The sequence below is a fragment of the Saccharopolyspora pogona genome (genome assembly GCF_014697215.1).
Taxonomy (GTDB): Bacteria; Actinomycetota; Actinomycetes; order Mycobacteriales; family Pseudonocardiaceae; genus Saccharopolyspora; species Saccharopolyspora hattusasensis.
In genome coordinates, this window is the sequence record NZ_CP031142.1 from 7,607,444 (window position 1) to 7,625,009 (window position 17,566).

Annotated in this window: 15 protein-coding genes and 2 riboswitches; of the genes, 4 read left to right on the forward strand and 11 right to left on the reverse strand. The window is 69.2% G+C overall.

Going from position 1 to position 17,566, the window contains the following annotated elements; all coding sequences use genetic code 11:
• Positions 1–377: 377 nt before the first annotated feature.
• From DL519_RS35840 to DL519_RS35860, 5 genes are all read right to left on the reverse strand, one after another.
• Entirely contained in the window at positions 378–1,232 is an 855-nt protein-coding gene (locus DL519_RS35840; protein ID WP_190821425.1) for an ABC transporter permease, read from the reverse strand.
• Positions 1,232–2,200, reverse strand: coding sequence for an ABC transporter ATP-binding protein (locus DL519_RS35845; protein WP_190821427.1), 969 nt, complete (start codon positions 2,198–2,200; stop codon positions 1,232–1,234). Before DL519_RS35845 ends, DL519_RS35840 begins: the two co-directional genes overlap by 1 nt.
• A 458-nt stretch (positions 2,201–2,658) precedes the next feature.
• On the reverse strand, positions 2,659–2,889 hold the full coding sequence (locus tag DL519_RS35850; protein ID WP_190821429.1) for a hypothetical protein: 231 nt from the start codon (positions 2,887–2,889) through the stop codon (positions 2,659–2,661).
• A gap of 441 nt (positions 2,890–3,330) precedes the next feature.
• Positions 3,331–4,446, reverse strand: a complete 1,116-nt coding sequence (gene ald / locus DL519_RS35855; RefSeq protein ID WP_190821431.1) for an alanine dehydrogenase — start codon at positions 4,444–4,446, stop codon at positions 3,331–3,333.
• Positions 4,447–4,752: 306 nt separating this feature from the next.
• Positions 4,753–6,309, reverse strand: a complete 1,557-nt coding sequence (locus DL519_RS35860; protein WP_190821433.1) for a PucR family transcriptional regulator — start codon at positions 6,307–6,309, stop codon at positions 4,753–4,755.
• A 113-nt stretch (positions 6,310–6,422) separates the two neighbouring features.
• A riboswitch (glycine riboswitch) is annotated at positions 6,423–6,527 on the forward strand.
• A riboswitch (glycine riboswitch) is annotated at positions 6,528–6,625 on the forward strand. It abuts the riboswitch before it with no gap.
• Between the two features lie 51 nt (positions 6,626–6,676).
• Here DL519_RS35860 and gcvH point away from each other — a divergent pair.
• Together gcvH and DL519_RS35870 are read left to right on the forward strand one after the other, a co-directional pair.
• Entirely contained in the window at positions 6,677–7,048 is a 372-nt protein-coding gene (gcvH, locus tag DL519_RS35865; protein WP_190821435.1) for a glycine cleavage system protein GcvH, read from the forward strand.
• Positions 7,049–7,075: 27 nt separating this feature from the next.
• Positions 7,076–8,431, forward strand: a complete 1,356-nt coding sequence (locus DL519_RS35870) for an L-serine ammonia-lyase (protein ID WP_223839951.1) — start codon at positions 7,076–7,078, stop codon at positions 8,429–8,431.
• A gap of 132 nt (positions 8,432–8,563) precedes the next feature.
• Here DL519_RS35870 and DL519_RS35875 read toward each other — a convergent pair whose 3' ends face one another.
• The 5 genes from DL519_RS35875 to DL519_RS35895 all read right to left on the reverse strand — a co-directional run bounded on the left by DL519_RS35875 (position 8,564) and on the right by DL519_RS35895 (position 12,963).
• Positions 8,564–9,436, reverse strand: a complete 873-nt coding sequence (locus DL519_RS35875; RefSeq protein WP_190821437.1) for an NAD-dependent epimerase/dehydratase family protein — start codon at positions 9,434–9,436, stop codon at positions 8,564–8,566.
• A 16-nt stretch (positions 9,437–9,452) separates the two neighbouring features.
• Positions 9,453–10,304 carry an NmrA family NAD(P)-binding protein gene (locus DL519_RS35880; protein WP_190821439.1) on the reverse strand — a complete coding sequence of 284 codons (852 nt, stop codon included), beginning with the start codon at positions 10,302–10,304 and terminating at the stop codon, positions 9,453–9,455.
• Positions 10,301–11,416, reverse strand: a complete 1,116-nt coding sequence (locus tag DL519_RS35885; protein WP_190821441.1) for an NAD(P)/FAD-dependent oxidoreductase — start codon at positions 11,414–11,416, stop codon at positions 10,301–10,303. Before DL519_RS35885 ends, DL519_RS35880 begins: the two co-directional genes overlap by 4 nt.
• A gap of 448 nt (positions 11,417–11,864) precedes the next feature.
• Positions 11,865–12,182 carry a DMT family transporter gene (locus DL519_RS35890; RefSeq protein WP_168585199.1) on the reverse strand — a complete coding sequence of 106 codons (318 nt, stop codon included), beginning with the start codon at positions 12,180–12,182 and terminating at the stop codon, positions 11,865–11,867.
• A 40-nt stretch (positions 12,183–12,222) separates the two neighbouring features.
• Positions 12,223–12,963: an SDR family NAD(P)-dependent oxidoreductase gene (locus DL519_RS35895; RefSeq protein WP_190821443.1), complete on the reverse strand. Its 741-nt coding sequence runs from the start codon at positions 12,961–12,963 to the stop codon at positions 12,223–12,225.
• A 132-nt stretch (positions 12,964–13,095) separates the two neighbouring features.
• Between DL519_RS35895 and DL519_RS35900 the strand changes: the two genes are divergently transcribed.
• Entirely contained in the window at positions 13,096–13,734 is a 639-nt protein-coding gene (locus tag DL519_RS35900) for a TetR/AcrR family transcriptional regulator (RefSeq protein ID WP_190821445.1), read from the forward strand.
• 55 nt (positions 13,735–13,789) lie between these two features.
• Here DL519_RS35900 and DL519_RS35905 read toward each other — a convergent pair whose 3' ends face one another.
• The gene (locus tag DL519_RS35905) at positions 13,790–14,281 is read right to left on the reverse strand and encodes a cupin domain-containing protein (protein WP_190821447.1); all 492 of its coding nucleotides are present in this window, start codon (positions 14,279–14,281) and stop codon (positions 13,790–13,792) included.
• 438 nt (positions 14,282–14,719) lie between these two features.
• On the opposite strand from DL519_RS35905, the gene DL519_RS35910 reads away from it, so the two are divergent.
• A complete protein-coding gene (locus DL519_RS35910) occupies positions 14,720–17,497 on the forward strand; it encodes a helix-turn-helix transcriptional regulator (protein WP_223839952.1) in 2,778 nt (925 codons plus the stop codon).
• The last annotated feature ends 69 nt before the right edge of the window (positions 17,498–17,566 follow it).

A 17,566-nucleotide genomic window follows, 5' to 3' on the forward strand; every position in this document is an offset into this window, starting at 1 on the left:
AACCCCCTCTGTGACCCCCGCCAAACGGAGAGGCGGTTAGAGCAAGGGAACCTTCCTGTCACCACAGCAGCCGCGACCGGCGCCGGGAGTGACAGGAAGGTTCCCTTGCTCACGTCACGAGGTGGCCGAAGGTCGGAGTGACAGGAAGGTTCCCTTCCTCGCAACACCAGGCGTGGCCAGTGCCCGGAGTGGCAGGAAGGTTCCCATGCTCACGTCGCTGGAACTCTCCGATGGCTGGGCGATGGCAGGAAGGTTCCTTTCCACCTGAGCTCAGGCGATCCCAACGACTCGGCGGGCGACGGTTGGAAAGCAGCAAGGGAACCTTCCTGTCACCTACACCGGGTGGCAGGAAGGTTCCCCCGCTCACGTCGTTCGCCTCAGCTGATGTCGCGTCGGCGGCTGACCAGCCAGCCACCGGCGATGAACACGGTGACGTATCCGAGGAAGGTGAGCAGGCTCGCCCACCACGGGTGGCCGTAGCTGCCGCCGAAGAAGAGGTGCAGGAACTCGAAGGCCGCCCGCGGTGTGTTCGGCTCGTCGGGCCCCGCCACCGCGGTGACGAACAGCGGCACCGCGAGGTTCGCCACGATGCCGTTCCCCGCCGTCCCGGGCAAGTAGGGGCTGATACCGGCGGCGGGCGATTCGATCAAGCTCAGCGACAGGATGAACTCGACCATGAACTTGTAGACCAGCGGCACGATGATCGCGAGCACGGCGTTCGCGACCAGCGCGCCGAAGCCCACGCCCAGCAGCGTCCACAGCACCATCGCGAGCACCGCCGCCGCGCCGACGCTGAGCCAGTCGCCCAGGCTGCCGAAACCGCCGAAGTCCCGGCCCGCGCCCACCAGGCCCCCGACGCTCGCGAAGAGCACGTTCGCGAGGCCGTAGATGAGACCGACGCCCGAGCAGGCGATCAGCTTCGCCACCAGCACCGCACTACGCGTGTTGCTTGTGAGATAGGTCGTGGTGATGCTCTTGTTCCGGAACTCGCCGGCGAAGGCCATGGCGCCGAAGAGCGCCGCGAAGATCGTGCTGAAGTTCGTCGACATCGACACCGACAGCAGCCCGAGGGGCACCGCCCGGTCGAACTGCTCCACCGCGTCGATGAGCGCGACGATGGAGCTGCCCAACCAGCCCGCGCCGAAACCGAGCAGCGCCACCGGGATGAGCAGCGCCCACCACAGGCTGGTGCTGATGATCTTGCGGAGCTCCGCCTTGACGAGCCCGCCCATCAGGCATTCCCCCCGAATCCTTGGCCGCCCGGGGCAGACCACTGCACGCCGTGCTGCTGGACGCCGGTGTACTGGCCGTTGGTGAGCTGGAAGAACAGCTGCTCCAGGCCGATCCGCTCGTCCTGCATCCCGTACAGCGCGATCCCGGCCTCAAGTGCGAGGTCCGCGACCGCGCGGGAATCGGCGCCGGTCACGGCGATCCGGCCGTCCGGGAGGTATTCGATGCTGTACCCGGCTTCCTGCAGCTTGTCGACGAGCTTGCTGGGGTCGGCGGCCTGCACGAGCGCCCGGGAGCGTTGCGCGGCGCGGAGCTGATCGAGGTGGCCGTCGAAGACGCAGCGCCCGCGGCTGATGATCACCAGCTGGTCCACGGTGTGTTCGATCTCCCGCAGGAAGTGGCTGGACATCAGCACCGTTCGACCGCTCGCGGCGAAGGCCTTCAGGAAGTTCCGCAGCCAGGCGATGCCCTCTGGGTCCAGCCCGTTGGCCGGCTCGTCCAGCACCAGCACCTGCGGGTCGCCGAGCAGCGCGGTGGCCAACGCCAGCCGCTGCCGCATGCCCAGCGAGAACGTGCCCGCCTTGCGCTTCGCGGCGGCGCTCAGCCCGACGAGTTCGAGAGCCCGGTCCACCTGCGTGTCCGGCACGTTCATCGCGGCGGCGTAGCACCGAAGGTGCTGGCGCGCGGTGCGGCCCGGGTGGAAGCTCTGCGCGTCCAGCACGGCACCGACCACGGTCGCCGGGTTCGGCAGCTGGTGGAACGGCAGGCCGTTGATCGTGGCCGTGCCCGCAGTCGGCGTGACCAGGCCGAGGAGCATACGCAGCGTGGTCGTCTTGCCCGACCCGTTGGGCCCGAGGAACCCGGTCACCGAGCCGGGCCGCACCGTGAAGTTCAGGTCCTGCACCGCGTTGACCGGGCCGAAGCTCTTGCTGAGTCCCTGCACAATGAGCCGGCCACTGCCGTCGTGCACGCGTCCCTCCATCCGTCACCCGTTCAGCCGTCGGTGACCATCCTGCCGGACAGCGACGTGTGCTCAGGCGCGGAGCCTTAGTTTTCCCAGGTTGTTATCAGCGGCCCGCAGCGGATCCGGTGGGGGCGAGGAGCCCTCAGGGCCAGCGGATGGACCGGTCGATCACGGACGCCCGGTAGACCCTGCCCTGGCCCGTTTCGAGGTGGCCGATCGTCATAGGAGTGAGCGGCGTCGGGGTTGGGTACGAGGTGGTCATGTCGGGGCGGACGAACTCGTTGGTGTCCCAATCGCTCGGCCCGGGACCTGTCGAGGAGACGATCGGGTCGGGGATGACTTTTGTCGTCCTTCGTCTCAATCCACCGACCTGCGCCGTAGCTTCCGTCACAGCGCTCCCGGACCGGTGCCGCAGGCGTGCGTGGGCTGCCCGCAATGATCATCGAAGAGCTGCCGGTGCGCCGTCAGCCACACGGTGCACGCCACGGTCGGCTGCGCGGCGCGCCCTGGCAGGAGCGGCACCTGCCGTCCTCGTCCGGATCGTGTTCGTCGAGCAGGGCGCGGAGGCCTTCGGTGAGCCGGTAGAGCTCGGTGCGGGCGAGGGGCAGCAGCACTTCGGGGGTGTCGTCCGCGGCTGTGAGGTCCACTCCGTCGAGCCGATCGAGGACAGCTCTTCGCAACGCCGCATTTGTCACGTCGTCTCCCACCGTCGTTTTCGAGTGCGTCGGTGCTGCCGACGGGGATCGCGGGAACGGGTGCCCCGCCGACTCCATTGGGTGACATCGGCAGTCGGGGCGCACGCCTGCACGGACACCACTGGATGCTCACCCCATCGAGTGGTTATCGATTCGGCTTGAAATTGGCGGCCATGCGGCGGCCCGCGTCGTCGGCAAATGGGCGATCGTGGCCTACACTGACGGTGGCGGCCTGCTCCCGGTGACCCCCAGGCTGGTTGAGCGGGCCGCCCCGTTCGGCTGTGTGAGCCCGCTTTCGGCGGTCTGAGTCCGTTCCTGCGCCTGAACGGTGTCCCGGATCGTGTTGCGACGACTTCCAAGCCGGCGGGCATTCGAAGCTGTTGGGAGAAAGGGAACCTTCCTGCCATTCGTGGCAGGAAGGTTCCCTTTCTCATGGTGTGATCAGCCCAGGACGCTGCTGAGCGGGGTGCTGGTGAGGCCGTGCGCCTCGGCGACCGGCTCGTTGACCAGCTTGCCGTCGTGGGTGTTGAGGCCACCGGCCAGCGCGGCGTCCGCGCGGCAGGCCTGCTGCCAGCCCTGGTCGGCGATGCGCAGAACGTACGGCAGCGTGACGTTGGTGAGCGCGTGCGTCGACGTGTTCGGCACCGCGCCCGGCATGTTGGCCACGCAGTAGAACACCGAGTTGTGCACCCGGTACGTCGGGTCGTCGTGCGTGGTCGGGTGGGAGTCGGCGAAGCAGCCGCCCTGATCGATGGCGATGTCCACCAGCACGCTGCCCTGCTTCATCTCAGACACCAGGTGGTTGGACACCAGCTTCGGCGCCTTCGCACCCGGGATCAGCACGGCACCGATGACCAGGTCCGCGGCCCGCACCGCCTGCTCCACCGAGTACCGGTTGGACGTCACGGTGCGGATCTGGCCGTGGAAGTCGCGGTCGATCTCGCGGAGCTTGTCGACATTGGTGTCGAGCAGCTCAACATCAGCACCCATGCCCATCGCGACGCGCGCGGCGTTGAGGCCAGCGACGCCACCGCCGATCACCACGACCCGCGCCGGGTGCACGCCGGGAACACCGCCCGGCAGCACGCCGCGGCCACCGCTGGGGCGCATCAGCGAATAGGCGCCGACCTGCGGGGCGAGACGCCCAGCGACCTCGCTCATCGGCGCCAGCAGCGGCAGGCCGCCGTTGGCGGTCTGCACCGTCTCGTAGGCGATACCGGTGACCCCGGACTTCAGCATCGCGTCGGTCAGCTCGGCGGAAGCCGCCAGGTGCAGATAGGTGAACAAGACCTGGTCCCGGCGCAGCCGCGGGTACTCCTCGGCGATCGGCTCCTTGACCTTGAGGACCAGCTGGCCTTCCGCCCACACCTCCTCGGCGGTGGGCAGCACCTTCGCGCCGGCCGCGAGGTAGTCCTCGTCGGGGATCGAAGAGCCCGCGCCGGCGTTCGTTTCCACGAAAACGTCGTGGCCGCGGGTGGTGAGCTCGTGCACGCCCGCAGGTGTGATCGCGACCCGGTACTCGTTGTTCTTGATCTCGCGCGGCACTGCGATCTTCACGGCGGAATCCTTTCGTCTCCTGTTGCGCACAACAATCCGCTGCCACTGCGGGGGGCGCATCATTCCCGCCGAATGAGATTGCCCCGGGCGCTTTGTGCTCGCAGCACAAAGCCCGTGGAGCGCCGGTCCAGCGCACGAACGGGGGCACGGACGGCCGGACCTGGCAGGAAGGTTCCCTTCCTCGCAACCGACCGGCAGCCCGGCGAAAGCAAGGGAACCTTCCTGCCACGAATGACAGGAAGTTTTTCTTGCGCACGTCACCGAGGGCTCTGCGCGCCCGGCTGTGACAGGAAGGTTCCCTTGCTGTCAGCCGTGCTGCGCCCATCGGTCGGCGAGCAGCTGCGCGAACAGCGCGGAGCGGACGTTGGGGTCTTCGAGGTCGACTTCCACGAGTTGAGTGAGCCGCTTCATCCGGTACCGGAAGGTGTTCGGGTGCACGCGCAACTCGCGGCTCGCCTGCCGGGGATCACCGGGGTGGCGCAGCCACGCGTGGAGCGTGGCCAGGTATTCGGTGCCCTGCGTTCGGTCGTGCTCGCGCAGCACCGGTAGCGGGCCGAGGGCACCGATACCGGCGTCGGTCGCCGCACCGGCCATCCGGCTGAGCACCAGCAGATGCCAGTTCTCCTCGTACAGCGCCACCCGTTGCTGCAGTTGGCCGGTGCGCAGCAAGCTGATCAGCTCCTCGGCCTGCGACCGCGACTGGGGCAGCTCAGCGACCGCCACCGCGGTGCCCACCGCGATCAGCGGGCGCGGCGAAACGTCGTGGGACGTGAGCGCTGCCCGCAGATCCGGCCAGCCGCCCGCGCGCCCCCGGTCGGGCACCAGCGCGTAGAGCATGGTGCCGATCTCGGTGACCAGCGGGCGCCGCCCGATTCCGCGCGTGATCCACTCCCACATCGCCAACCGGTGCCCTTCCGCGGGGCTGGCGGACGGGGGCATTTCGATGGCGACGACCCGGTGCGCTTCGGCGGGCACCGCCAGCTCGTTCGCTGCCGCCCGCCAGCCTTCGCCGCCCTCCAGCAGCAGCCGCACCTGCTCGGCGGATCGGCGGCGCTCCGCGTCCGCCACCGCACGCCACCGCAGCAGTTGCAGCGCGACCAGCGGTGCGGTGTCGGCGAACGCGGTGGAGCGTTCTTCGGAGACCTCGCCGGGGACCACAGCCCACATCGAGCCGAGCAGTTCACCGCCCATCCGGATCGGCACCACCAGCCGGGGCAGGGTGCCGTCCTGCTGGGCGGGCACGAAGATCGCCGAACTGCCCTTGCTGAGCTGGCGGAACGTGCCGCGGGCGCGGAACTTGGCGAGCACGTCGTCGGGCTGCCTCCGGCCCATGATCGTCGAGATCCGCGCCGGGTCGGTAAGGTCCTGCCGGGCGGAGTAGGCCAGGACCTGGGAGCGCGCGTCCTCGATGGTGACCGGCGCGTCCACCACGTCCGCCACCGCGTCGGCGAGCCGGAACAGGTCCCCGACCCCGGTGCTGGGCGCGTCGGCCTCCTCGATGTCGGTCCCGGCCAGCGCGGCACGGATCAGCCACACCAACTGCGCCCACGCCGTGCCAGGGCGGACCTCGACCAGCGCCACCCCCGCGTCCCGGGCTGCCGCGGCCACCGCGTCGTCCGCCGAAATCGGCGGTTTGAGCAGCACCGCCGCGGCACCCTTCGCGCCGCAATCCCTCATCAGCGCCACCGCGTGCTCGCGGTCCGGGATGGCCACGCCCAACACGAGGTCGCCGCCCGCCGCCGTCGGCGGCTGATCGGGTTCGGCGATGACGACGTCCCCGACGCACACTCTCGGTTCCGGGGCGACCACGGTGCGCAGCAGCGTGGGGCCGACCCGCTCGACCAGTGCCCGGATGTCCAGCATCACCGGCCTCCTGAATACCTCGGGCCGCCTCCGTGCGTTGTGGGGGAGGGCATTGACACCAGGGCTGGCCCGTTTATCGTTGCTGAGCACACCGACAATCGCATACCGGCCATCGACCCCGTGCGGGAGAGACCCTGCGAGCTCACGCCGAGCTCCCAGGGCGCCGAAGGAGCAAGACTCCCCACAAACTCTCAGGCACCCATGACCGTTCGGGCGAGGCAACTCTGGAAAGCGTGCGTCTCATCGACGCTCCACCCACGGTGCAAGCCGCGAGGCCCGCGGCGAAGCTCTCAGGTTCCGCAACAGAGGGGGAGGCCCAGCCACCACGGGCACGAGTGCCCCCCCGACTGCCTTGGAGCCTCCCGACATGTCCCTGCCTGCGCACCTGCGTTATTCCGAAGAGCACGAGTGGATCGAGGACCGCGACGAGCTGGTCCGCATCGGCATCACCCAGCACGCCGCGGACGCGCTCGGCGACATCGTCTACGTGCAGCTTCCCGAGGTGGGCGACAAGATCGAAACGGGCCAGGCCTGCGGGGAGCTGGAGTCCACAAAGTCCGTCAGCGACCTGTTCGCCCCGGTGACCGGCGAGGTCGTGGCGCTCAACGAGTCCGTCGTGGACGACCCGGCGCTGCTCAACGCGGAGCCGTTCGGCAACGGATGGCTGCTCGAAGTGCGCCCGACCAGCACCGGTTCTCTGCTCACCGCTGAGCAGTACGCCGAGCTGATCGCGGAGTAACGGGCCAAGCGAGGTAGGAGGCGGTCAATGGTGATCAGCGTCTTCGACCTGTTTTCGGTGGGTATTGGGCCGTCCAGTTCGCACACGGTTGGTCCGATGCGTGCGGCGCGGTTGTTCGTGCAGCGGTTGCACAGCGCGGGGCGGTTGCCGCAGGTCGAGCGGATCAAGGCGGAGTTGTTCGGGTCGTTGGGTGCGACCGGGCATGGGCACGGTAGTCCGAAAGCTGTGCTGCTGGGTTTGGAGGGGCACAGTCCGGAGACTGTTGATCCGGCGGCGGTGGATGGCCGGGTCACCGAGATCCGTGAGTCCGGCCGGTTGCGTTTGGATGGGGTGCAGGAGATCCGGTTCATCGTGGACCGTGACTTGGTCATGCACCGGCGCAAGTCGTTGCCGTTGCACCCCAACGGGATGCGCTTCGCCGCGTTCGGTGCCGATGATGCCGAGCTGGACAGCGCGGTGTTCTACTCGGTGGGCGGTGGCTTCGTCGTCGACGAGGACGCTACCGGCACTGATCGGATCAAACCGGACGAGACCACGGTGCGGTACCCGTTCCGCACGGGTGTGGAACTGCTCGCGCGGACCGAGGAGTCAGGGCTGCCGATCAGCGGTGTGATGCTGGCGAACGAGTTGTCCTGGCGTGGTGAGGATGCTGTGCACAAGGAGTTGCTCGGTATCTGGCAGGTCATGCGTGAATGCGTTGACAACGGCTGCCGCAACTCCGGTGAGCTGCCCGGTGGGCTGAAGGTCCGTCGTCGGGCGGCGGAGCTGGCGGCTTCGTTGACCGAGCGCGACGATCCGCTGGAGTGGGTCACGCTGTTCGCGCTCGCGGTCAACGAGGAGAACGCGGCTGGTGGGCGGGTGGTGACCGCGCCGACCAACGGTGCGGCCGGGATCGTTCCTGCGGTCCTGCATTACTACACGCGGTTCGCGCCTGGCGCGGATGATGCCGGTGTCGTGCGGTTCCTGCTGGCGGCGGGTGCGGTCGGCGTGTTGTTCAAGGAGAACGCGTCGATTTCGGGTGCGGAGGTCGGTTGTCAGGGCGAGGTGGGTTCCGCTTGTTCGATGGCTGCTGCCGGGCTCGCTGAGGTGCTGGGTGGAACGCCGAGACAGGTGGAGAACGCCGCGGAGATCGCGATGGAGCACAACCTCGGGTTGACCTGCGACCCGATCGGTGGGTTGGTGCAAATTCCGTGCATCGAGCGCAACGCGGTTGCGTCGGTGAAGGCGATCACGGCTGCGCGGATGGCGTTGCGCGGCGACGGCAGCCATTTCGTCTCGCTGGACAAGGTGATCAAGACGATGCGGGAGACCGGCCGGGACATGAAGGTCAAGTACAAGGAGACGGCCCGCGGCGGCCTCGCCGTCAACGTCATCGAATGCTGACCCTGCCGCGCGACCAGCGCGAGCACGGGAACCTTCCTGTCACCGCCGGGCCGCCGGCGAGCTTTGCCGCGTGAGCATGGGAACTTTCCTGTCACCGCTCGGCCCGGCCTCGTGAGGATGGGAACCTTCCTGTCACCGGTCTTCGTCGCGGAGCGGCCAGATGCCGTGCACGGGGGCCCAGCCGAGGAGTTGCCGCGCCGCTTCGCTGCTGACGCGGTGCGAGGGTTCGGCTGCCGCGTTCGGGTCGTGGCGGGGTGGCGGGCTGTCGTCCGCGCGGGCCAGGTCGCGGTAGTAGTCGGCGACCCGCACTGGTTGGTCCGCCACGTTCAGCGTCTTGCCCGCGCATCCGCGCTCCAGCGCGGCGACCACCGCGTCCGCGTAGTCGCGGGCGTGCACCATCGACACCCACTCGCGGCCGGCACCGGGGATGGGCAGGTCTTCGGCGCGCAGCCGGGCGCGCTGCTGGTCCTGCACCGTTCCCGGGCCGACGAAGCGCCCGCCACGCAGGATGCTCCACGCGATCTCGTCGGCGGGCAGCTTGCGGACCGCGGTCTCCATCGCCAGGACCGGGTCGACGAGGGTCGCCCGTTCCGGCCGGTGGTCCAGCGGTGCGGCCTCGGTCAGCTGGTCGTCGCCGCCGTCGGCGTAGACCATCGTGATGCTCATCTGCACGAAGCGGCGCACCTCGGTTTCCTGCAACGCCCCGGTCACCACGGCGGTCCCGGTGCTGCGCAGCGCAGTGTTCCGCGCCCAGCCGCCCGGCGCGGTCGGCATGGCGGGGACGGCAGTGGCCGCGTTGACCACCGCGTCCACCTCCTTGAACTCCGCCGCCAGCAAGCGTTCCGCCTCCGGGTCGAGCAGCGAGGCGCGGACCCGGCGGGCCTCGCCCGGTAGCCGGTCGAGGCGGTCGGGCGCCATGACGGTCACATCGTGTCCTCGGCGCAGCAGCATCGGGACGAGGTGGCGCCCCAGGACCCCGCTGGCCCCGATGGCGAATACGTGCATCGGTTCCCTCGTTTCGTCAGTTCCGCAACGGTTCGGCGAGGTCGCCAACGAACGACCGGTAGTCGCGCGGCGGGCGGCCGGTGATGTCGTTGATCGCCGTCGTCACCACCTCCGCGTCGCCGGCCCGGTAGGTGGCGTAAAGCTGCAGGCGCGCCGCCACCGCCCAGTCGGGGACCCCGGCCGAGCGCATGGCCGCCGCGACCTCCGCCGGCTCGGCATCCACGTGCCGGATCCGGCGACCGGCCACTTCGGACAGGAGCGACGCGACTTCCCGGTAGCTGAGGGCTTCCGGCCCGGTGAGGTCGTAGTCGCCGACAGCGTCCGAGGTCAGCAGGGTCACCGCCGCGAGCCCGATGTCCCCGACGTCGATCATGCTGACCCGCGCCGCCCCGACCGGCAGCACGATCGCGTCGCGCCCCCGGATGGTCGGCAGCCACTGCAGCGCGTTCTGCATGAAGGCGTTGGGCCGGAGCACCGCGTGCGGAAGACCGGAGGCGCGCAGCTCGTCGTCGCCGACGCCGTGCTGGTGGTGGATGCTCGACTCGGCACCGGGCCGCGCACCGAGCGCGGACAGCTTCACCACTCGCTTGACCCCGGCCTCCGCGCTTGCCGCGATCAGATTGCGTTGCAGCACAAGCTGTTCCGGGTGGAAAGGGGTGAGCAGGAACAGCCGTTCCGAGCCGTGCAACGCGCGCAGCGTCGCCGCGCGATCGGTGAGATCGCACTCGACGACCGTCGCGTCGGGCGACAGGTCGCGGTTCGGCGAGCCGGGGCGCACCAGCACGCGGGGACGGTGGCCGAGCCTCACGAGCTCCCGCGTAACCGCGCGTCCGACGACGCCCGAGGCACCTGCGACGGTGATGGTCATGCAGCCCCCAATGCGTGGGCTCCGGCGAGTTCCAGGTCGGCCGGGAGCCCGTCGTCCACCGCCGAGTCCGCCAGCAGTTCGCCCAGCTCCGGAGCGAATTTGAACAGGTTGTGCCCGGCGATCGCGGTTACGCCGGGGGCGTGCCACGCGCGGAGCGCGTCGCTGCCCGCGGGCAGCTTGCTCATGATGCACACCCGGACGCCCACCGGTTCCGGGATGAGCCCAGGCAGGGCGCGCTCGACGTAGCCGGTGACCCGGCGGACGTGGTCCTCCATGCCCTCCTCGCCGGTCAGCGCGCCGCGCGCGTCGAACGGCACGTCGACGCCGTCGCCGATGAGCCCCAGCACGTACTGGTCGGTGTACGGGATCACCGAGCCGTACACCATTTCCCCGAACTCGCCGGACTTGTCCACCCAGCAGGGTGTCGGCGCGCCGCGCAGCTGCTCGCGGATCCGGTAGTGCGGGCGGGCGTGCAGCGCGCAGTCCAGCGGGATGTCCCAGCCGAGGCGGGCGGCCAGGCGCGGCGTGTCGACGCCGGCGCAGAGCACGACGTGCCGCGCGTGGTAGATCGCATCGGCCGTCTGGAACTCGACCTTGCCGTTGTCGAGCACCAGCAGGCTGTGGATGTCGTTGGCGACGATGTGGTCGCCGACCCAGCCGGTTAGCGTCTCGATCACGTGATTGACCCGCAGCGCCCCGGCCGTCGGGTCCACCAGCAGCGGGCCACCGATCGGCCCAAGCGCGCCGAACACCTGCTCCCGGTCGGCCTCAGGCACGTAGTGGTGCGGCACCTGGTGCGCCTTCAGGCCGTGGGTGTCGTCGGCGGTGGTGCCCAGGTAGGCGCAGCCCTCGGTGCCGACCATCTCGACCCCGGAGCGCCGCTCCCACTCGCGGTAGCCGGCCAGGCCGCGCACGGCGAGGTCGACGATGTGCGGGTCGTCGTGCCGGTGCCGGAAGGTGCGGGAGAGCCCGCCGGATTGCCCAGCCCCGGGGCGCCGGCCGTCGAAGCACTTCACGTCGGCGCCGCGCCGCAGCAGGGCGTCCGTGGTGGACAGCCCGAGTACCCCGGCGCCGATCACCGCGATGTCCAGTTCCCTCTTGTGCTCAGCCATTTCCCGCTCCTCCAGCCGTTGCCCGGCATCTGGTTCTCCTTGCGGCAGCCGGATCCCAGGATGCTTGGCAGGGCCCCGCCGCGACATCACGTGTTCTCGGGAGCCGCAAAGAGAAGATGCCGCCTCGCACGGGCGAGACGGCATCTCCTGCAGGGGAGGGGAAATAGAAGTGTCTACAGTGGTCAATTTGATGTAGGCAGCATGCCTTCGACAGGGCGGGTTCTTGCCTTTGCAGCGGCGAAGCCGCTTAGCGCACCTACGCAACTTGCACCGCCGCGGGTTCTCAGACTGTGCCGACCTCGTCGGTGTTCTCGGCGAGGCCAGTCCCCGAAGCCGCGTATTGGGCGTGCGTAAGTTGGTGATCGCGGAGACCAGGCGGCGTCTGTATTTCCCGCAGGGGGCCGCCACCCGCACCGCTAAGCAAGGCGAGTTCTCACAGTCTTCGCGATCAGCCTTCCACGAACTTGAGTCCGGCTATGCCGACCACGATCAGCCCGAGGAAGGCCAGCCTGGACACCGTCACAGGTTCGCTCAGGAAGAGCATCCCCACCGCAGCGACGCCGACGGTGCCGATGCCGACCCAGATCGCGTAGGCGCTGCCGACCGGCAGGTCCTTCAGCGCCACCGAAAGCATGCCTAGGCTGATCATGGCGACGGCGATGCCCAGCAACGCCGGCCACACCCGGGTCAGGCCTTCGGCGTGCTTCAACGCTAACGACCAGACGATCTCCAGCAGGCCCGCTACGACGAGGATGACCCAAGCCATTGCTGCTTCCCTTGTTTCAGAAGGTGAACGCACGCCGCCGTCAGGCGTTGGCGCCGGCGTCGACGAGGATGCCGGTGCCGGTGATGTTGCGACCGCCCTCGCCGGCCAGGTACGCGACCGCCGCCGCGATGTCGGCCGGGGAGTTGTAGCGGCCGAGGGCGGTCAGGGCACGCTCGGCGTCCGCCTCCTCGCCGTCGGCCGGGTTCATCTCGGTATCGGTGGAGCCCGGGTTCACCAGGTTGACCGTGATGCCGCGCGGACCGAGGTCGCGGGCGAGGCCCCTGGTGAAGCCGGTCAGCGCCGACTTGCTCAGCGAGTACAAGCTCAGGCCGGGGCCGGGAGTCCGGTCGGCGAGGTTGCTGCCGATGCTGATGATCCGGCCGCCCTCGGGCAGGTGCTTGACGGCGGCCTGCACCGCCACGAACACCGCCCTCACGTGGATGCCGACCGTCTCGTCGAACTGCTCCAGCGTCAGTTCGTCGATGGTCGCCCACGGGAAGATCCCGGCGTTGTTGACCAGGATGTCCAGCCGGCCGAACTCCGCGACCGTCTGCTCGACGGCGCTGGTCACGGCCGCTGCGTCGGTGGCCGGGGCCGCGAACGCCGCGCCGCGTCGCCCGGCTCCCTTGATCTTGTCGACCACGCCGTTGGCCCGGTCGGCCGAGGTGTTGTACGTGATCGCGACGTCGGCACCGTCCGCGGCCAGCCGCTCGGCGACTGCCGCACCGATGCCGCGGGCACCACCGGTGACCAGCGCGACCTTGCCATCCAAGCCCGTCATGAAGCCCCTCGCTTTTCTGTGTCGAACGATATATAAATGGTTATCACCGCTACCCTCGGGTGTCAACAAGCCCGCTGGGAAAGGTGTGAAGCGGTGCGGGACCCGCGCCGTCTTGGGAGTGAGGGGAAGCCGATGTCGCCACGTGGGCGCCCGCGCAGCTTCGACCGGGAGGCCGCCCTGCGAACCGCCATGGAGCTGTTCTGGGAACGCGGCTACGAGGCCACATCCCTGAGCGACCTCACCGGCGCGATGGGGATCAGTTCGCCGAGCCTGTACGCCGCGTTCGGGTCCAAAGAGGACCTTTTCCGGGAAGCGGTCGGGCTCTACAACGGCGCCGACGAGGCTGTCGGTGAAAGGTCGTTGCAGCGGCAGCCGACCGCTAGGCGCGCGATCGAAGCCATGCTGCGCGACAACGCCGACGCCTACGTGGATCCGAGCACTCCGCGCGGATGCATGGTGGTGCTCGCGGCCACCAACTGCACTCCGCAGAACGCGCGGATCCGGGATTACCTCGCCGAATGCCGGAGGGACGACTTCCGCGCCGTGCGGGCCAGGTTGGATCGCGGCATCACCGACGGGGATGTGCCGCCCGGTGCGGATCTGGAGACGATCTCCTCCTTCTACCTGACAGTCCTACAAGGACTGTCCATCCAGGCCCGGGATGGAAGCTCCCGCGAGACCATGCACGCGGTCATCGACTGCGCGATGCTGGCCTGGGACGGGATGGTGGCCGCGGCGGTGGGGAGCCGCGATGCCTCGTTACCGGTCTGAATCGGTGGCCCGGCACCGACGGTGCCCGGTGCCCGACGCGCGCTCCAACGGGCGTTCAGTCGGACTCGATGCCGTACTTCTCGGTCGCGACGCGCATCGACCGCTCGACGTCGGCCGCGAATTGGCTCGGCGGCGGCGCCGGCTGCCCCGGCACCAATTCTTCGCCCACTTCCAGGAAGAATTTCTCGAATCCGCTCGGCATGAAAAGCATGAGCATTTTGGCGGGGGTGTCGAAAATGTTCTTGAAGCCGTGTGCCTTGCCGCGCGGCAGATAAATGAAGGAGCCCGGCTCGGCGGTGAATTCGCGATCGATGTCGACGACCTGGAGGCGCCCTTCGACGAGGTAGAAAGCCTCGTCCTCGTTCTGGTGGATGTGCAGCGGCGGACCGCTTCCCGGCGGGATCTCGGCCTCCATCACGCCGATCAGCCCGCCGGTTTCCTCCGCGCCGACCTTGAGCGTGTAGCGGTCGCCGCTGAAGGCCCAGACGCTTTGGCCAGCGCCGGGCGGTACGTGGATCGCCCGGTGGACGATCTCCGGTGTGCTCATGTTGTTCGGACTCCTCTCGACCAGCGGGTGCGCGCTTTCGAGCCTTGGCGATCGGTGGGGTCCGGGCATCACGTCATCGCGGGATTCCTGCTGGATGGGCGTTCCCGAATTGCCCATCGTGGAATGTGTCCGATATCACCGTTACGCGTGTTGTCCGTGCCGCGCTGGTCCGAACGGTGGCGTGTGCTGCCGCCGTCGAGAATCCGCGGTGCGGATGGCGCGGATATGCCATGAAAGGGAAATGCCCGAGAGGTTACGGACTTTGATACCAAAGCGGCGTCGCCTAGTAAAGATCTAACTGTAGTCTCGTAGTGCGGCACTCGGGTGAAGTATGTCCCTTTGCCGTTCTTGGAATAATAGGCCGGGCGCTGATTGTTCGGGTACTGTCGCGTCAGCTATCTGCGTTAGTCCGATGCTGCTCACTGAGGGGGACACACGATGGACACTGATGCGTTACCGCTGATCGGTCGGGAACGTGTCTTGGGTGAATCGCGCGAGTATTTGCTCCAGGTCGCCGAGGGAGCCGGGAACTGCGTGGTGGTGGAAGGTCCAGCAGGCATCGGCAAGAGCCGACTGCTGCAGGAAGTGGTGGCCGAAAGCCACGCGCTCGGCCTCGGCGTCATCACATCGCAAGCAGTCAAATTGGACAAGAACACACCGTTGATCACCTTGCGGTCGCTGTTCCGCTCGTGCCACCTGTTCGGCCCGCAGCTGCCCGCGGGACCGGGCTTGAACACCTCCACGCTGTGGGCGGTGGACCAGATAAGCGAGTTGATAGCGCAGCAGGCCCGCAAGCAGCCGATGCTGATCGCCCTCGACGACGCGCACTGGGCCGACGAGGCGACGGCGCTGGCGCTGCGGGTGCTCGTGCCCGCCCTGCAATCGGATGGCGTGCTCTGGTACTTCGCCCGCCGCCCTTACCCGATTCGCGGCTGCGCGCAGGAAGCGCTGGACTGGCTCATCGGTGAGGGCGCCCAGAAGCGCCAGCTCGAACCGCTCTCCGACGACGCGGTCGCGCAGCTGTGCGCCCGGGTGCTCGGCTGCAAACCGGACGCAGCGACCCTGTCCTACGCCGCGCGCAGCGGCGGAAATCCCTTTCTGCTGCGGGAAATGCTGCGCGGACTGCCGGGGGACGGTCTGCCGGTGCCGCCCGCCACGCTGACGCCGACGTTCTTCGACGCGGTCGGCGAGCGGATGCAGGACCTGCCGGAAGAAACCCGCCGCGCGCTGGACGCGATGACGGTGTTCGGCCGGCCGTTCGGAGTGCACGAGGTCGCAGCGTTGCTCGGGCGCCCGGCGGTGGAGCTGCTCGGCACGGTTGCGATGCTCGTCGACGCCGAGGTGCTGGTGGAGCAGGGCGCGAAGCTGTCCTTCCGGCACGAGCTGATCCGCGACGCGCTCTACTACCGGATGCCGGAGCCGACCCGGGCGACCCTGCACCAGGAGGCCGCTTCGGTGCTCGCCCAGCACGGCCGGTCGGCCACCGAACAGGTCAAGCACCTGCTGCTCAGCGGCGGCGGCTGGATGGACGTGGCGACCGTGGTGAAGCGCGCGGTGCAGGAGATCGCGCCCGCGGCGCCGAACACCGGCGCCGACCTGATCCTCCGTAGCCTGCCGCTGATCGACGAGGACAGGCCGATCCGCGCGGAACTGGCGGCCGAGGCGGTTCGGCTGCTGGTGCTGGCGGGTCGCCCGGCGGAAGCGATCGAACTCGGCCAGCGCTTCCGCGGCGGCGGGCTGTCGCAGAACACGGAGGCGATGCTGCTCCTCGGGCTCACGGAAGCGCTGCATACAGTTGGCGAGCACTCGCGGGTCCTGGAGCACACGGTGCTCGCCCTGCCCCGCGCGAAATCGGACTCGCTGGCGCGCGCCGAGCTGCTCGCGATGCACGCGCACGGGCTCGCCTCGCTCGGCGATCTGGAGGCGGCGTCGGCGGCAGCGACCAACGCGGTGCACGTCGCGAACCGCGCGAGAACGCACGGCGCGCTGGTGTGCGGGACGGGCGTGCGGAGCAGGGTTTCCCTTGCGCAGGGCGATATTCCGGCCGCCATCCGGTACGCGACCGAAGCGGTGCGGCTCGGTGACCGTGTCGGCGTTGTCGGGCGGACCCGGCACCCCAGGCTGCACCTCGTCGCCGCGCTGACAGCAGCCGACCGCCTCGCGGAGGCCGAGGAGGAGCTGGCCAAGGACGAGCAGGACGTCGCAGAACTGGAGACGGTGTGGTCGCAGCCGCCGCGCTACCTGTGCCGGGCCGAGCTGCTGCTCGCAGCCGGTCGGCTCAACGACGCCGCGGCCGAGGCGGAAGCCGGCGTGCTGCTGACCGAACAGCTTTCCGCCAAGGCCTTGGCCGTTCCGCTGCTCGCGTTGCGGGCCGTCGTTTCGTTGCGCGTGGATGTGCAGGCCGCCTGGAAGCACCTCAACCAGGCCCAGGAGATCGTGGAGACCGGGCGGCGCCGCCTGCCAGACCTGCTGGTTTGCGCGCGGCTGCTCGCCGAGGAAGCCGAAGGCGACCCGGACAAGGTCCGGCTGGAACTGGTGGAGGTCCTCGACCGGGTCAAGCGCAGCAACGCGCTGCTGGTCAGCGCGCCGGAGCGGATCCCGGCGCTGGTGCGGGTGGCGCTGCGGGTCGACGCCCGCGAGGCGGCAGCGCAGGTGGTCGGCTCGGCAACGGAGCTGGCGCGGCGCAACCCCGACGTCGCGGTGCTCCTCGGCGCGGCCAAGCACGGTGCCGGTCTGCTGCGGCGCGACGTTCGTGCCCTGCGCAGCGCCGTCGAGCACTACCGGGCGGGATCGCGGCCGGTGATGCTGGCACAGGGGTTGGAGGACCTGGCGGCGGCCGAGGCGGATTTGGGCAACTTGGAGAAGGCCGCGGAACTGCGCATAGAGGCCGAGTCCGGGTACGTGCGGTGCGACGCGCCGCTGGACGCCGCCCGGGTGCGCGGGCTGCTGGCGCGGACCCCGAACGTCCAGGTGCAGCGGCGACAGAACACCCGCAAGACGGGCTGGGAAAGCCTGACCCGAGCGGAACTCCGCGTGGTGTGGCTGGTCGCCGAGGGGCTCACCAACCGGGAAGTGGCGAACCGGTTGTACCTGTCACCGCACACCGTGGACAGCCATCTCCGGCACAGCTTCGCCAAGCTGGGGATAACCAGCCGCGTCGAGCTGGCCCGGCGGGTGATGATGCACGACCAACCGGCAACTCACGCGAACACGTGATGACCGGCGGCGGACCGGGCGGGGATGCTGGTGCAGGGTCGGCCGGAAACCCGCCGGAATAGGCGGAAG

Excerpts from the sequence above, each read along its gene's own strand:
- DL519_RS35880 (WP_190821439.1), bottom strand. The coding sequence starts at position 10,304 with ATGACCATCACCGTCGCAGGTGCCTCGGGCGTCGTCGGACGCGCGGTT.
- DL519_RS35895 (WP_190821443.1), bottom strand. The coding sequence starts at position 12,963 with ATGACGGGCTTGGATGGCAAGGTCGCGCTGGTCACCGGTGGTGCCCGC.
- DL519_RS35900 (WP_190821445.1), top strand. The coding sequence starts at position 13,096 with ATGTCGCCACGTGGGCGCCCGCGCAGCTTCGACCGGGAGGCCGCCCTG.
- gcvH (WP_190821435.1), top strand. The coding sequence starts at position 6,677 with ATGTCCCTGCCTGCGCACCTGCGTTATTCCGAAGAGCACGAGTGGATC.
- DL519_RS35905 (WP_190821447.1), bottom strand. The coding sequence starts at position 14,281 with ATGAGCACACCGGAGATCGTCCACCGGGCGATCCACGTACCGCCCGGC.
- DL519_RS35890 (WP_168585199.1), bottom strand. The coding sequence starts at position 12,182 with ATGGCTTGGGTCATCCTCGTCGTAGCGGGCCTGCTGGAGATCGTCTGG.
- DL519_RS35885 (WP_190821441.1), bottom strand. The coding sequence starts at position 11,416 with ATGGCTGAGCACAAGAGGGAACTGGACATCGCGGTGATCGGCGCCGGG.
- DL519_RS35910 (WP_223839952.1), top strand. The coding sequence starts at position 14,720 with ATGGACACTGATGCGTTACCGCTGATCGGTCGGGAACGTGTCTTGGGT.
- DL519_RS35840 (WP_190821425.1), bottom strand. The coding sequence starts at position 1,232 with ATGGGCGGGCTCGTCAAGGCGGAGCTCCGCAAGATCATCAGCACCAGC.
- DL519_RS35860 (WP_190821433.1), bottom strand. The coding sequence starts at position 6,309 with ATGCTGGACATCCGGGCACTGGTCGAGCGGGTCGGCCCCACGCTGCTG.
- DL519_RS35875 (WP_190821437.1), bottom strand. The coding sequence starts at position 9,436 with ATGCACGTATTCGCCATCGGGGCCAGCGGGGTCCTGGGGCGCCACCTC.
- DL519_RS35870 (WP_223839951.1), top strand. The coding sequence starts at position 7,076 with ATGGTGATCAGCGTCTTCGACCTGTTTTCGGTGGGTATTGGGCCGTCC.